Source organism: Phycisphaerales bacterium (assembly GCA_020852515.1).
Taxonomy (GTDB): Bacteria; Planctomycetota; Phycisphaerae; order Phycisphaerales; family UBA5793; genus UBA5793.
The window spans coordinates 144,624-159,425 of record JADZAS010000016.1; the positions used below are offsets into that span (position 1 = coordinate 144,624).

Genomic DNA, 14,802 nt, shown 5'->3' on the forward strand with positions numbered 1-14,802 from the left:
CTCACTCGTAGCGGAGCGCGGAAACAGGATCGATCATCGCAGCGCGCACCGAAGGCAGCAGCCCGCCCAGGACTGCAAACAGCACGCCCGCGGCCATGATCATCGCAGCGAAGACGGGATTCACGTCGTTGGGCACCTCGTCGAACATGTAGACCTTCGGATCCCAGATGACGATGCCGAACTGCTCGCCGAGGAAGTGATGAATGGGGTTGATGTTGTGCACGATCAGCACCGCGAGCCCGCAGCCGATCGCGGCGCCGAGAATGCCGAGGATGAGGGCATAGAGCAGAAAGAGCCACGTGATTCCCAGGCGCGAAGCGCCCACGGCCCGGAGGATGCCGATGTCGCGCGTCTTCTGCTGCACTACCGTCCAGAAGATCGAGAGCACAAGAATCACCGCCACCAGGCTGATGATTGAAAACAGCGTCATCACCAGCGCCGTCTCGTTCTTGACCGCGCCGATGAACAGCGCGATCTGCTCTTCCCACGTGCGGATGACCATCTGCGAGGGCGGCGGCATCTCGCCGACGTGTCGCTCGAAAACCCTCGCGTACACCTCCTGCACCTGCTCGCGCAGTTGCACCGGCGCCACGCCGGGTTTGGCCCTGACGACGATGCGCGTCACGCGACCGGGCGTCATGCGGCCGGTGGGCAGCGGGTCGCCGAATTCGTCGAACTCGGTCGTGCTCGTTTCCCGAACCGGCTGCATGCCGAGCATCTTCTGCACGACATCAACCGGAGCGAAGACGTAGGCCGAATCCACATCGTATCTCTCGACGGCAAATTCGTTCACGATGGGAAAGACGCGGCTCTCGGGGTTGCGCACGCCGCCCTCATCCGTCAGCGGCAGGACCGTCAGCGTCACCTCGCGCGTGGGCATGAACCACGTGCCCCTGAAGTCGTACGATCGGCCGGCGACGCGCTCGTTGACGACGCTGACTCGAATGCCCGGCACAAGTCCGGGCGATCCCGCCGGCGTCTTGAGGCTCCGTCCCGCCTGTTGCAGGCGTTTGAGCAGCGCCTCGTTGGCGCCTTGCGGATTCTGCCACTCGGCGGTGTGGTTGCGCAGCCCTTCGGGGCCGATGGGTCCGAGGCTCTCGAATTCAGGGTTGAGCAGCGAGCCGTGCAGAATCCGCCGCCATTCGAGGAGCGAATCCGCCGGCTCCCACTGCTCTTGGCGGATGTCGGTGACGGGCAGCCGCTTCTGCTCCGCTTCGGTCAGCGGCCGCCAGTAGAGCGTCGAGGCGTAGCCGGTGACGGCGTCGTAGGACTCGGGATCGATGCCGACGACCTGGACCTGGGCGATCTGGTTGTAGGGCATCTTGAGCAGGCCGTAGGTCTCGATCATCGGCGAGGCGGCCTCGACGGACTTCAGCCGCCGCAGTTCGTCGAGGACTTCTTCGTACCACGCAAACCCGGTGACGGGGCCGTCGATGGCCACGTCGCCGATGAGTTTGCGGCCGGCCTGGGTAACCAGATCCAGAAAGCCGTTCATCACCGAAAAGACGATGATGACCATGGCGGTGCACAGCGCCACGGAGAGCATCGCCAGAAGGGGGATGATCTTGCGCAGCAGGTAGCGGCTTGTGAGCGAGGCCTGATACAAGGCGGCGGAGACTCCCGGGACAGGCCCCATAAACGCGTCTGACCGGTCCGAACGCAATCCTACGGCAGGCGGGGGTAGCGATCCTCATCCGGCACGCGCGGGGCGTCGATGACGGTATCGGGCCGCGCCGCCAGTCGGCTACACTGGGAGTCGCATCCCCCCTACTGTTTCGGATTCATTCCACAATCTGCTGCCGGAAGCACTTGGCCGGCCGCGTCATAGCGAGTTGACGGAGGAACAGGAATTGATCACCAACACTACCCGATGTGGACGTTTTGCCGCGCCCCTGCTGGCAGCGGTCCTGTGCGCGACCGCGGCGCCGGCGCTCGCCCAGCCGCAAGGTCGCGACGCCTACCAGATCGACATGAAGGGCTTCATCCCGCCGGTCATGACCATGCACCGGCCCCAGGATGAGGTGGACCTTGGCGGCGGCCTCAAGTACGTCGTGCTTCGACCCGGCAACGGAACCGACGTCATCGACGGCACCGACATCGCCTTCGAACTCAACTGCTTCACGACCAAGGGCGAACTGCTCTACTCGTCGCGCGAGCCGGGCAACAAGCCCGCCGGGGTGAAAATCCCGGGCACGCAGATGTGGCCGGCGCTCGAAAAGGCGATGATGGGGATGAAGCGCAGCGAGTTTCGCAAGATCCTCATGCCCAAGGAACTCATGCCCGAAGGCGGGATGGGTCCGCTGCCCGGCGACAAGGACATCGTCCTCGAGGTCGGCCTGTTTGCCGTCGCCCCTCCGGTCGATCCGATCATCGCCAAGCGCGGCAAAGATGGCAGCACGTGGATGGATCTCAAACTCGGCGAAGGGGAAGCCTTTGATGAAAACGGGTTTGCCACCTGCCACATCAACGTCTTCAACCACCTCGGCGAACTGATGGGTTCGACCTCCATCACCCGCGTGCCGCTCCAGGTCGCCGGCGACGCGGACCGCTACTGGGTGCGCTACGCCCACGGCATGCAGCCCGGCGGCACGCGCATCATCGAATTCGACGAGCCCGAGGCGTATCGCAAGATGCGGCTGCAGAACGCCGGCCTCGACGCCGTTGACGTGAACAGGAAACACCGCTGGCGGATGATGGTGGACTGCCTCATCGTCACGCCGCCCATCAAGATGACCGAGCACGATCCTACCAAGGAAGTGGATATCGGCGACGGCATCAGGATCGTCGATCTCGTGATCGGCGACGGCGAGGTCTATCCTCCCGCCACGCCGCCCGGCGAGGAGAAGAAGTCGTGGACGCCGCGGCTGAACTTTGCCTCGTGGAACGCCGACGACGGCACGCTCTTTGACAGCAGCCTGAAACCCGGCGGCCAGCCCATCGACTATTCGCCCGGCCTCTATCCCAGCGTCTGGCAGCGCGGCCTGGTGGGTATGCGCAAGGGTGGCAAGCGCAAGATGATCGTCCCCCCCAACATCGACAAGGGCCAGGACTTCCGCCAGATTCCCGACGATCGCGGCTTCATCTACGAACTCGAACTGCTCGACTGGACGCCGTCGCTCTTTGATTTCACAAACGAAGAGGGCGTGCTCGACATCGGCACGGAGCAGCCTGCGGATATTGGAGGCGGCACGGCCGCCGATCAGGGTGGCGGGAAATAAGCCCGCGTTCGGTCTCAATCAACAGTCAATTCAAAGCCCCGCACCGTCGTGCCGGGCTTTTCAATTGGGGGATTCCACCGCGATTGGCTTCACCTCTCCGGACCAGGCCCGCTCCCGCGGATACGCTGTAGAGTTCAGACGTCGTCGGCTCGAGGCACGCGAGGGCAAGGCCGTTGACCGAACGCGACATCAGCGATGAACTGCGCCGGCTGTCGGAGCGGCTCGACCGCCTTGAGCGCCTGCTCGACCTTGACCCGATTGAGGTAGAGCGAAAGGCCGACATCGCAGCGCCAAACGAGCCGCTGCGTCCTGCGCCGGCGCCGCCGGCGATCGTCGCTCCCGCCCCGCCATCTCCCAAGCCCCCACCACCGCCGCCGACGCGGCCGGCGGTGACGTTCGAGCCCGTGGCGACGGCAAGCCTGGGCGCCCCTCCGCAGCGTACGGCGACCAACAAGCCGGCCGCGTACGCCGCCAAGGTCCAGCAGCGGCCGCATCGCGAGCCGACCAACAAGCGGGGCTCACTCGAAGTGGCGATCGGCGCAAAAGGGGCGGCGTGGATCGGCGCCCTGGTCATCGTGGTAGCCTGCGCGCTGTTCATCAAGGTCGCCTACGACGCAGGATGGTTCACCGCCGTCAGCATCGCGACGCGTTGCGCCATCTCAGCGCTGTTCGGCGCCATCCTACTCGGCTGCGGCGAGTTCGCGCTGCGCAAGATCGGTCGCGCCGCGTCCGTCGGCCTCTTCGGCGCAGGGCTCGGCACGCTCTACGTGACCACGCTTGTCGCGTTTCGCCTCGAAGTGCTCGGCTCGGCGGGGCTGACGCTCGTGCTGCTGGCCATGGTGGCGGCCATCGGGATCGGCACCGCGCTCCGCGCGCAAATGCTCAGCATCGGCGTGATCGCCATGATTGCCGGCTACGCAGCGCCGCTGCTCGTTCCCGGCGCGGGAGAGTTCCGCGCGGCTCTGCCCGGCTATCTCACGATGATGCTGCTCATCGGTTTGGGCTTGTCGGCGCTTCGACCGCGGCCGTTCCGTCCGCTGCGCATCGTGACCGTCGCCGCGCACGGCGCGCTGGCCACGCTCTGGCTCTTCAACGCGGGCTGGACCGGCGCCATTCTCGAACTCTCGTTCATCACGGGCTGGTGGATGATGATCACCGGCGAGGCGGTCTGGGCCGCCATCCGCCGACAGTCGTCGCTGGGCAATCCCATCATCAGCCTGTTCACCACGGCGTGGTACGCGATCTTCGGCTGCGTTCTTCTCACGACGACCACGACGCTGCCGGCTGGACTCACGGGCGCGTTCGCGGCAGGGGTGGGCGTGCTGGCCGCGGCCATCGCCATGCAGTTCGGACCAGGGATCGAGACGCTGCGCCGCCGGCCCGAGATTGCCATCGAAAAACTTGCCGCATCGCTGTGGGTCCAGGCAGGCAGCCTGCTGGTCGTCGCTGCGGCCCTGCAGTTCCGCGACTTCGGCATGACGATCGCCTGGCTGGTCATGGGCCTGGCGGCGATCGAAGTCGGCCGGCACGTTCGGTCCGTCGCGCTGGATCGCTTCGGCCTGATCGTGGGCGCGCTGGGCGTGCTGCGCCTCATGTCCATCGACCTCTTTCGCGGCGCGGGCGTCCTGGCGTTCAACCTGGGCCCGATCGACGTTTCTCAATGGGGCCTGCTGGTGCTCGGCGCGCTGGCCGCGCTTCACCTCGCGGCGTGGCGGCTGCGGGAGACCGGAAGCCCGATGCGCCGGTGGACGTCGGGGGCACTGGTCGTCATCTCGGCCACGGTTTGGGTGCTGGCCATGCAGATCGATTATTTTGACGACGGCCTGATCGCGGCGGGCGCGTGGCTGCTCGGCGCCGCGGCACTCATCGCAGCCGGCGCTGCGGTGATTCGCCTGCCCTATCTCAGCACGGGCGTGTGCCTGGCTCTGCTGACGGTGCTGCGGCTGACGGCGGTGGACCTGCTGCAGAGCGGCAGCGGTGACAGCGCCTTCTCCGTGGGCAGCTTTGCCGTTTCGCAGTGGTCGGTTGTGGCGCTGTGCGCCATCGTCGTGCTCAACTTCGCCGCCTGGCTCGTGGAGCGGCGCGGCACGGTGCTGCCCTTTGCGGCGCCGACGGTGCTCATTGCCATTGCCGCAGCGCTCTGGTTCATGGCCACCCAACTCGATCTGCGCGATTACGGCGTGCTCGTCACAGCAGCCTGGCTGGCCGGGGCGGTGGCGCTGCTTTGCGCTGGAGCCGCCGTCACGCGCTTGCCCTATCTCCAGGTGGGCGGCGTGATGGTCGCGGGCGCAGCGCTGCACTGGCTCGGCGTCGATCTCATCGACCGCCGCTCGGAGTCGCTCGAAGACTGGATCGCCGTGTGGCCGGTGCTCAACGCCACCGCGGGAGTGGGCGTTCTCATCATGGCGGCCGGCGGCCTGCTCGCGTGGATCGATCGGCGCCGCCCGGGCGGCGCGCCCGGCGGCGGCCGCGGAATCTCGGAGCCGGTCCTGTATGGGATCGGTCTGATGCTGATGATCCTGCTCAGTTTCGAGATTGACCGCGCCGTGGCCATCTATGAGCACGGCCAAGGGGAAGCGATGCGTGAGCGATGGGCGCCCGGGCAGTTGCTCGCACTGTGGCTGACGCTGCTTTGGGGTTTGACGGGAGTGTTCACGGCGGTATTCGGCGCGCGCAGCCGGCGGGCGGGCGTGATGTGGACCGGCGCCTGGGCGGCGGCGCTGTGCTGCGCGGCGTGGCTCGTGGTGGACACTCTCTACTTCCGCTTTGCCGTTGGCGGGGGGCGCGCGGCCGTCGTGTTCAACCTGCAGTTCTTCGTGGGCCTGCTGCTGGCGATCAGCCTTGGCGTCGGCGTGCGCCTCATGGGCTACCGCCGCGGCGAGGGCCGATTCAGCAATGCCATCGATGCGCGCGGTGATTTTCTCAACGTGGCGCTGGCGCTCATTGCCGCGATCGGCTTGTGGCTGGGCTCGCTGGAGATTGACCGCTTCTTCAATCCAGAGACCTCGGCTCTGGCCAATGCCGCCATGGCGCGGCTGACCGGACTGAGCATCTACTGGGGCGTGTATGGCATCGCACTCGTCGTGAACGGCTTTGCCTGGCGCATCGCCGAGAGTCGATACGCCGGCCTGGCGCTGCTGGTCATCACGCTCATCAAGGTCGTGGCGGTTGACATGAGCGACGTGCAGTACATCTACCGCGTCGCGTCGTTCATGAGCATTGGCGTGCTTTTCGTGCTCACTTCGATCGCCTATGCCAAGATGTCCCCCCGCCTGCTCGGGAACGCGGCAGGCGACGCCAAGCCGGACCCGGAAGCGCCGTGAACCGTTCCATCCGGGACGGATTCTCCGATCCTTTGTGCCGCAAAGTGTCGAAGTAAGCGGGGCTGGGGAGATTCTGCTCGCGTGGAGAGCGATCGTTGTCCCCTTGCCCGCGTACCCACTTTCGCTTCAGACGCATCGGCCAGCTGCTGGTGGCGGCGATGCTGCCCTTGCCGATGCGCGCGGGCCTCGGTCAGTCGCTTGAACTCGGAAGCGACATCCCCTCGTCATTGAAGGGCCAAGTCAGCATCGAGCACCCGCAGGGCGAGCCGTCTCGACTGCACGTCAACGCGCGCCTGCGCGGCTCGGCGCCGCATGGCGTGGCGTCGTTGCCGTTCGAGTGGCGCGACGGGCGCATCGTGTTGACGAATGTGACTGTTCTGGAGCCGACAGCGCCCGGCGCCGAGCACTCCCTCGATTTGCTGCTCGACACGACCGCCCAGGGCTCGCTGCTGCTGTCCGAAGGCAACGCCGCCGCGTGCCGGGCGTGGATGTCGGCCGAGATCGGGCTGCAGCGCACCTGCAGTGTGCTGGGGCCCGCCGAGTTCCTCTCCGGCGCGCTTGGGGGGCTGCGTCTGGGTGGAGTGTCGATGGAGCCGGTGCCGATCCGCGCCGTCACGGGTGAGACCATGCCGCGACTGGGCATCGACGCGATCGCGGCGTTCGAAGGCATGATCATCGACTGGCCGCGCCGCCGGTTGCTGCTGGTGGTCCGCCGCACACTCTACTCGGCTGATTCACCGCCTTCGCGGGCCGCGATCGATACGCTGGCGGCGAGTGCGCACTGGACGAGCACGCCGCTGCGCCTGGGCGCCACTGCGGATTCGATCGAGAGTCTGCGGCACGTGTTCATCATCTCGCGCGGCATGTGGCCGCGCATCACTATCCGAGTTGGCGACCGGGAGTACTCCGCTCTGGTGAGCACGGGCTACGCCGGCGACGTGTGGCTGAGCCAAGGCGTGCAGTGGCCGCTTGTCGGCGGCGAAGCACTGACGTCACCGCCGGAAAGCGCAGAGCCGACACCGCTGCAAAGGCGGAAGCTCGCAGCGCCTCTCGCCATCGGTGATCGATCATTCCACGATGTGCAAGTCGAGATGAACTGGCAGCCGCCTGTTGAGATGGCCGATGTGCGCGTGGATGCGATCATTGGCGTGGGGCTGCTCAGCCGCGCGCCGGTCTGGCTCGACTTCGACGCCGAAGTGCTGCGGGTATGGACCGGCGGAGAAACGGTGGCGGCCTTCGCCGGCGCTCGCCCCTCAGAATGATCGGCTGGAAGAAAGAGCGGCCCCGCATCGAACGTGCGGGGCCGCGACTGTTGGAACGAGATGGAACCGACTCGATGCGTTACGGGATCTGCGCGACGTTGCTCGTGTTGCAGGATCCCGCTTCAACCAGTTGCAGGTAGTGGCCGCAGGCGGCCGTTCCGGCGCGTCCGTTGACGGAGCCCGACCCGCTGCCTGTGCCGACGGTGTTGACGAGTTGCACGCTGCCCTGCACGCCCAGCATCGTGCCCGCGCACGGCCCGCCGGGGATGATGGTGCTGCCTTGGTTCTGTCCGAAGACGATACCCTGCTGCACGCTGGGCGTTGCGTTGTTCCAGGAGAGGGTCAGGGTGCCGGGGCAGGCCCCGGAAATGCGGAGCGTGTAGCGACCCGCGCCGCCGGTGACGGCTGCGAGGCCGTCGTGCGCGCCCAGGCCCGAAAGGCGGAGCGTGCGCGCGTAGCCGTTGTTGGGATCGATGCTGTAGAGGTTGCCGCTCCAGTCGATGAGCCAGTACAGGCCGGTGTCATCGTCGTAGGCCATTCCGCAGTTGTTGAAGAAGGCGCCGTCGTGGAGCAGCGTGGTGCTTGCGTTGCTCGGGTTGACGGAATAGAGATCCCCGGGGCCAGCGAACGCGGCGACGATCAACTGCTGATTCGGGTCGTACGTCATCGCGTCCATGCCGATGCTGGTGGGCCCGATGACCGAGAGTTGAGCCGTGCTGAGGTTGATCTCGCAGAATCGGAAGTTGCGAGTGGATTCGCCGCAGTACATCTTGCCGCCATTGGGGTCGTAGACGAGGCTGAACATGTCGGGCGAGCCGTGCGTGCCGACGAACGCGGCGCTGCCGTTGTTGAGATCGACCGTGTACAGCCCGGTGCCGGCGAAGCCCTGCACCATGTACATCTTGCCCGAATTCGGGTCGTAGCCGAGATCGCCGAAGTCGAACGCCACGCCCAGCGGACCGATGTCCGTGAACGTCAGCGACTGCGTGTCGAGCGCGCGAAGCATGTCATCGCCGGTGCGGATCGTGTACAGCGTGCCGGCCTGCGCGATGCCGGCTGCGAGCCCGAGACAAGCCGAAGCCAATCCCATTCTGAGTTTCATGTCTTCCTCCACTTCGTTGAATGATGCGACCGCACGGCCTGTGACGCCACAGTGGCCGTGCGCCAGGTTCAGCGGGCCGCGCCCGATGGCCAGGTTCAGCAGTATGACGCGCCGGGGCGGACTTGTCAATGGCTCAACCACCCTGAATCGACCTGAATGCGGATATCAGCCGGTCGGCATGAGCGGCTGGGGCTTGTCTACCTCCAGCCGCAGCGGCAGCAGCAAGCTGAACGTCGAGCCCGCGCCCAGTTCGCTGGCGACCGACACCGAGCCGCCCAGCAGCGCCGCCAGCTCGCGGCAGATGGCTAGTCCCAGCCCCGTGCCCGCATGACGGCGGGTGTGGCTCGCGTCCACCTGGCGGAATTTCTCGAAGATGATCTGCTGATCCTCCGGGCTGATGCCCGGTCCGGTGTCGCTCACCGACACCCGCACCTGGTCGCCGGCTTCGGCGGTGCGCAGCCGCTCGGCGCTCAGCGTGATGCGCCCGCCGGGTGGCGTGAACTTCACCGCGTTGGAAAGAAAGTTGAAGATGATCTGCTGGAACCGGCCGGGGTCGGTTTCAACCGGCGGAAGCAGCGCGCTGACCTGCACGACGAGTTCGATGCCCTTGCGCTCCGCTTGCGGCCGCACGAGCGTCATCAGCCCTTCGCAGACGTCGGCTACGCTGGTCTGCTCAACCGCGACTTCGAGCCGGCCGGCTTCGATCTTGGCCAGGTCAAGCAGGTCGTTGATGAGTTCGAGCAGGCTGCGCCCGGAGGTCATGATGTTGTGCACGTAGCGCAGGCGCTTCTCGCGCCGCGGCGCCTCATCGGGCTGCTCAGACTCGTCGTCGAGTTCCTTGATCACCTCGGCAAAGCCGAGGATCGAACTGAGCGGCGTGCGCAACTCGTGCGAGACGTTGGCGAGGAACTCCGACTTGAGGCGGTTGGACTGCTCAAGGAAGACGTTGGACGCGGCCAGTTCGTTGAGTTTGAGATCCAGGCTCTTGTTGATCTGGCGCAACTGGTCCTGGCTGCTCTTGAGATTGGCGAGCATCAGGTTGAACGTCTCGGAGAGTTCCTCGAATTCGTCGCCGGTGCGGATGTCCGAGCGGATGTTGAGTTCGCCCTTGGAAACGCGCTCGGCCGTCTCGCGCAGTACGCGTACGGGCGAGAGGATGATGCGCGTCGTGATGAGGTAGAACACGCCAAAGGCCAGCGCGCCGGCCATCACGCCCGAGCCGAGGATGTAGGCGCGGTTAACGAACACTTCGCGCACCGCCGAGTGGGCATCGCGATCGATGACCAGCAGCCCGACGGGCGGGTTGGGCTCTGGCGCGGCGGCGACCGTTTGCGCCACGGCCGATGTGGCCGCTTCAGGCAGCGCGACATTCTGCACATCCTCGGCGCGCAGCACTCGCGCGTATCGATAGCGGATCGGGCCGTCGCTCTGCCGGTCCACGCGCTTGTACTCATCTGATTCGGCAGCGGCTGCGGCCGCATTGGCCAGGAACGCGTCGCCCTGCACGGCTCCCGTCTCGATGTCACCCAGCGGCACGAAGCGGATGCTCAGCGCCGCGTCGGGCGGCTCGCTGGCCTGCCCGGCAGTTTGCGGCGGCAGCAGCGGCGCATCCAGCGGCGGTGCGACCACTTCAGCCAGTTGCAAGAGGCCGTCGCTCCAGCCGTCGGCGAGTTGGCTGGCCACTTCGAACTGCCCCTCATCCACCATCTCCTGCATGCGGATCCACGGCACGCTCAGCGCCGCGGTGAGAATGAGCACCACCGCCAGGCCGAAGAGCAGTTGGCACTTGTTCGCAAGCGAGAGTCCGGAGGATCGGAAGGTGGCCATCAGTAGTTCAGCCCGAATCGCCTCCGGCCGGGGCCTTGCCATTGCGCTTCCACGGCACAGCCTGGGCGTCCATCCAGAGGTGATCGAGATCGTAGAACGCCCGGGCGTTGGGCTCGAAGAGATGGATTGTCACATCTACGAAATCCACCACCGTCCAGGTGGACGACCGCTCCCGATTCATGCGAAAGAGCGGGTGGCCCGAGGATTCGCCCAGTTCGACGACATCTTCGCTGACGGACGCCATCTGCCGGTCAGAGGTGCCGGTGGCGATGACCACGAAACTCGTCACCTGACTCAGACCCCGCACATCCAGGGCCACGACATCTTCGCACTTCGTGTCTGCGAGCAGCCGGGCCGCCTCGATGGCAAAGTGGCGGGCGTCGGTGGCTGCTGCGTTGGTTGGACTACTCATTCGGCTCTCATTGCTCCCAGATTCTCCTCTCCGCATCAGCGGCAATCAGCAAACGATACCACCATTTGCCGGATGGGGCAGCACTTCATTACCGATTCCCCGGCGAGATTCTTGCCCGCAGGCCGCGAGCGTACGATCCATCGCCATTTTTGCCGCCAATGCACGCCATCCTGTCTCACGGGAACATCGGCTCAGGACCGCCGCGGGCTGGATCATCGCCATCCTCGCGGGCCTGGCCGGCTGCTCGCGCTCCAATCCGCCTGCCCCGACTCCCCGGCAGATGTGCATCGTCTGTCTCAGCCCGGCGGTGACGGACCTGCTGCTGGCTCTGGATCTGGGCGACCGCATCGTGGGCCGAGATTCGTGGGAGGAGCAGTTGCCCGATTCGGTGCCGCGCGTCGGCGATCTGACGAGCATCGATCTCGAGGCCCTGATTGAGTTGCAGCCGACCGACGTGGTGCTGCAGGCGGCGCGCCAGGGCGCACCGGCGCGAATCGAGGAGATCGCCCGGCAGCGCGGCTGGAATCTCATCAACCTCCAGATTGACGGCGTGGCCGATATCGAGCACGCCGTTCGCGACCTCGCGGCCGGACTCTCGTTCACCGCTGAGCGCGACTCGCGCGCGGCCGTCGCCGCGCGCGGCGAGGCGCTCATTGCGGAGATGCGCGCAGCGCTCGAGCCCATGCCGCGCGAGGTGGCCGACCGCCTCGGGCCGATCATGGTGCTCTACTTCACGGATCCGCCGTCCGCGTACGGGCCGGGGAGCTACATCGGCGACATTCTCGAATCGCTCGGCGCGCAAAACGCGCTGTCGGGCGGCGCCTGGCAGGAAATCGATCTCGAGCGCGTCGTCGCGGCTCAGCCCTGGGCGCTGATCATTGCCAAGCCGGGCGCGGACGATTGGACAGCCGCCCATCCGGAGAGTGCGCTGGGTTCGGTCGCTCGACTGAATCTCGATTGCGTTCGCGCAGGTCGCCTGGCGGTGCTGCGCCATCCGCACTCGCAGTTGCCGGGGGCATCGGTCATCGGAGTGGCCGGCGAAATGCGCGGCATTCTTACGCGCCTCGCGGGACACCCGGACCAGCCGGAGCCGCCCGAGCCATGAGCAGGCGAGCGGCGAGTCGAATCGTTATTCTCGCGGCCCTGCTTGCGGCCCTGGCGCTGCTGCGCGTGCTCGTGGGTCGCACGCTCGGCTGGCCAGCGGACAGTCTCATCCGCGAACTGCGTTTCGTCAGCGTCGCCAGTGCCATTGCCGTGGGCATCTGCCTCTCGGTGAGCGGCGTGATGCTGCAGTCGCTGCTGCGCAACGCGCTGGCGAGCCCGTACATTCTCGGCCTGGCTGCGGGCGCGTCGCTGGGGGTGGGCATGGTCGAACTCGATCTCGTACCCGACGTCGCGGGCGCGTGGCTGAGCGCGCCGATCGCGGCGGTGCTCGGCTCGTGTGCGGCGCTGCTGCTGGTCTACCGACTGAGTCTGCGGCGAGGCGTGATCGACCCGATGTCGATGCTGCTGGTGGGCGTGATGATCAGCGTAATCGCCTCGGCGCTGCTCATGCTCGTGCAGTTCATGCTCGGCCGCGATGCCGATCTGCTGCTGCGCTGGATGATGGGACGCATCGCGCCCGAGTCGCCGCCGGCGATGGCCGTCGGCGGCGTGGTCGTGGCGCTCATGGGACTCGCGGCCGGCCTGCTGTGGGCCAGGGCGCTTGACGCCGCGGCGCTGAGCGACGACGAAGCGGCGAGCGTCGGCGTCAATCTCCGCAGGCTGCGCCTGGGGATGTTCGCGGTCGCCGGGGTGCTCACAGCCATGTCGGTGCTCCTGGCCGGACCGATTGGTTTCGTCGGCCTCATTGCCCCGCATCTGGCGCGGCTGCTCGTCGGGCCGCGACATGCGGCGCTGCTGGCGGGCGCGGCGATCATCGGCGCCTCCCTGCTGCTCGCCGCCGACACCGCCGTCCAGCTCATCCCGCATGCAAAGTGGCTGCCGCAGCCGCGCGGCCTGCTGCCCATCGGCATCCTTACGAGCGCCATCGGCGGACCGGTGTTCATCTACCTCCTCCGCCGACGCCAGTCGGACTGGATTCAGTGATGCTCAAAGTTGAACACGTCTCGTTCGCCTACGAGCCGCACCGGCCGCCCGCTGTTGACGACTGCACGGCAGAGGCCCCGCGCGGTCGCGTTACTGCGATCATTGGACCGAACTCGGCAGGCAAATCCACGCTGCTGCGCCTCATGGCCGGCGTGCTGGCGCCAGCGCGCGGCGGTGTCTCGCTCAACGGGGAGAGCCTTTCCGCCATGCCGGCGCGGCAGCGGGCGTCGCGCCTGGCGTACGTCCCCCAGCGGCCGCGCGTCGATGCGCCGTTCACCGTGCGCGAGGTCGTGCAACTTGGCCGTTTCGCGCTTCCGCACTCGGACCGGGCGATCAGCGAAGCACTGCAACGCTGCGAACTGGCGAGCGAGGCGGATCGCCTCTTCAACGCGCTGAGCGTCGGCCAGCAGCAGCGGGCGTCGCTGGCGAGGGCCCTGGCGCAGGTGCACGGCGGCGCTGCGGCCGCCGTGCTGCTCGACGAGCCCACCGCGGCGCTGGACCCGCGCCACGTGCAGCAGACGAGCCGGATCCTGCGCGACCTCGCGGACGCCGGCCGAACGGTGGTCGTGATCGTGCACGACCTCGTCCTGGCCCGGCGGCTCAGCGACGATCTCTGGGTCATGCACGAAGGCCGCATCGTCGCGGCCGGCCCCACGGCGGACGTACTCGAGCCGGCACTGCTCGAACGCGTGTACGGGGTCGGCTTCGAAGCGGCGCACGACGTGCTGCTGCCTTCGGTGAAGTCGGCCGATGAGAGGTGAGCCGACTCGCTATACTTGAAGAGCAACTCAGACCTTCAGGATGATCCATGCCTAACTGGCTGCAGAACAATCTTGCCACGCTGATCTACGTCCTCGCGGTGCTCATTCCTGCCGTCGCGCAAGGGCTCAAAGTCCTCGCGGAGAAGAAGCGCGAAGCGGATGCGAAGCGCCTCCGCGAGTCGGCCGGCCAGTCGCATTCGGCGCCGGGCCAGCCGGTGATGGTCAGCGGCGCAGAGAGCACGGCCGGTCCGTCGGCCGCCAGCCGTCAGGATCAACTCGCCGCCCAGCGCCAGGCGCAGATCGAGATGTGGAAAGCCCGCGAGGCGGCGATGCGCCGCACCAACCAGCCTGCGGAGTCGGTGCGTTCGGCGGAGGATGAGCTTGCTCGACGACGGCGCGTGGCGATGGAGGAACTTCGCCGCCGGCAGGTTGAAGCCGATCGTGCGCGAGCCTCGCAGAGCCAGTCGCGCAGCCGTCAGGCGCCGCAGCAGGCGACTTCGCGCCGCCAGCAGGCGGCGGTGGAACTTGAGAGGCGGCGGCAGGCGAGTCAGCGCTCCTCCCGTTCCGCCCGCCAGCAGCAGGCCGCGCCGGTCGTCGAGCAGATCGTGGCGTCCCTGGCGCCTCCGCGGGCCGCGGAATCGATAGCTCGCCGGGCGCCGGCGCAACGTGGCATAGGGCCGGCGCCGCTGGTGCTCGACGCCAAGTCGCTCCGCCAGGCATTCATCATGAAGGAACTGCTCGATCCGCCGGTGGGCCTGCGCGACGGCACGGCCGGCTCTTCGTCCGGCTATCATCTGCCCTTCTGATTT

General features: G+C 67.0%; 11 protein-coding genes. 7 read left to right on the forward strand and 4 right to left on the reverse strand.

What is annotated here, in order from left to right; translation table 11 throughout:
* Position 1: 1 nt before the first annotated feature.
* Complete coding sequence (locus IT430_12415) at positions 2-1,606, reverse strand: ABC transporter permease (protein MCC6908739.1); 1,605 nt, start codon at positions 1,604-1,606, stop codon at positions 2-4.
* A gap of 244 nt (positions 1,607-1,850) precedes the next feature.
* Between IT430_12415 and IT430_12420 the strand changes: the two genes are divergently transcribed.
* The 3 genes from IT430_12420 (at position 1,851) to IT430_12430 (ending at position 7,803) form a co-directional block, all read left to right on the forward strand.
* Entirely contained in the window at positions 1,851-3,218 is a 1,368-nt protein-coding gene (locus IT430_12420) for an FKBP-type peptidyl-prolyl cis-trans isomerase (GenBank protein MCC6908740.1), read from the forward strand.
* A 173-nt stretch (positions 3,219-3,391) separates the two neighbouring features.
* Complete coding sequence (locus tag IT430_12425; GenBank protein MCC6908741.1) at positions 3,392-6,541, forward strand: DUF2339 domain-containing protein; 3,150 nt, start codon at positions 3,392-3,394, stop codon at positions 6,539-6,541.
* A 95-nt stretch (positions 6,542-6,636) separates the two neighbouring features.
* Positions 6,637-7,803, forward strand: coding sequence for a hypothetical protein (locus tag IT430_12430; protein ID MCC6908742.1), 1,167 nt, complete (start codon positions 6,637-6,639; stop codon positions 7,801-7,803).
* 79 nt (positions 7,804-7,882) lie between these two features.
* On the opposite strand, the gene IT430_12435 is transcribed toward IT430_12430, so the two are convergent.
* From IT430_12435 to rsfS, 3 genes are all read right to left on the reverse strand, one after another.
* On the reverse strand, positions 7,883-8,905 hold the full coding sequence (locus IT430_12435; GenBank protein ID MCC6908743.1) for a hypothetical protein: 1,023 nt from the start codon (positions 8,903-8,905) through the stop codon (positions 7,883-7,885).
* Between the two features lie 165 nt (positions 8,906-9,070).
* Entirely contained in the window at positions 9,071-10,732 is a 1,662-nt protein-coding gene (locus IT430_12440) for a HAMP domain-containing histidine kinase (protein MCC6908744.1), read from the reverse strand.
* Between the two features lie 7 nt (positions 10,733-10,739).
* Positions 10,740-11,144: a ribosome silencing factor gene (gene rsfS, locus IT430_12445; protein ID MCC6908745.1), complete on the reverse strand. Its 405-nt coding sequence runs from the start codon at positions 11,142-11,144 to the stop codon at positions 10,740-10,742.
* A gap of 280 nt (positions 11,145-11,424) precedes the next feature.
* Between rsfS and IT430_12450 the strand changes: the two genes are divergently transcribed.
* The 4 genes from IT430_12450 to IT430_12465 are packed head-to-tail and all read left to right on the forward strand — an operon-like array spanning position 11,425 to position 14,799.
* Positions 11,425-12,249 (forward strand): ABC transporter substrate-binding protein, encoded by an 825-nt coding sequence (locus IT430_12450; protein MCC6908746.1) that lies wholly within the window; start codon positions 11,425-11,427, stop codon positions 12,247-12,249.
* Positions 12,246-13,232: an iron ABC transporter permease gene (locus IT430_12455; GenBank protein MCC6908747.1), complete on the forward strand. Its 987-nt coding sequence runs from the start codon at positions 12,246-12,248 to the stop codon at positions 13,230-13,232. The genes IT430_12450 and IT430_12455 overlap by 4 nt, the downstream gene beginning before the upstream one ends.
* A complete protein-coding gene (locus IT430_12460; GenBank protein ID MCC6908748.1) occupies positions 13,232-13,993 on the forward strand; it encodes an ABC transporter ATP-binding protein in 762 nt (253 codons plus the stop codon). Before IT430_12455 ends, IT430_12460 begins: the two co-directional genes overlap by 1 nt.
* 47 nt (positions 13,994-14,040) lie before the next feature.
* Positions 14,041-14,799, forward strand: coding sequence for a hypothetical protein (locus tag IT430_12465; protein ID MCC6908749.1), 759 nt, complete (start codon positions 14,041-14,043; stop codon positions 14,797-14,799).
* Positions 14,800-14,802: the final 3 nt, after the last annotated feature.

Bases quoted from the DNA above. Each gene is read 5' to 3' on its own strand.
- IT430_12435 (MCC6908743.1), bottom strand. From the start codon at position 8,905: ATGAAACTCAGAATGGGATTGGCTTCGGCTTGTCTCGGGCTCGCAGCC.
- IT430_12440 (MCC6908744.1), bottom strand. From the start codon at position 10,732: ATGGCCACCTTCCGATCCTCCGGACTCTCGCTTGCGAACAAGTGCCAA.
- IT430_12460 (MCC6908748.1), top strand. From the start codon at position 13,232: ATGCTCAAAGTTGAACACGTCTCGTTCGCCTACGAGCCGCACCGGCCG.
- IT430_12450 (MCC6908746.1), top strand. From the start codon at position 11,425: ATGTGCATCGTCTGTCTCAGCCCGGCGGTGACGGACCTGCTGCTGGCT.
- rsfS (MCC6908745.1), bottom strand. From the start codon at position 11,144: ATGAGTAGTCCAACCAACGCAGCAGCCACCGACGCCCGCCACTTTGCC.
- IT430_12465 (MCC6908749.1), top strand. From the start codon at position 14,041: ATGCCTAACTGGCTGCAGAACAATCTTGCCACGCTGATCTACGTCCTC.
- IT430_12455 (MCC6908747.1), top strand. From the start codon at position 12,246: ATGAGCAGGCGAGCGGCGAGTCGAATCGTTATTCTCGCGGCCCTGCTT.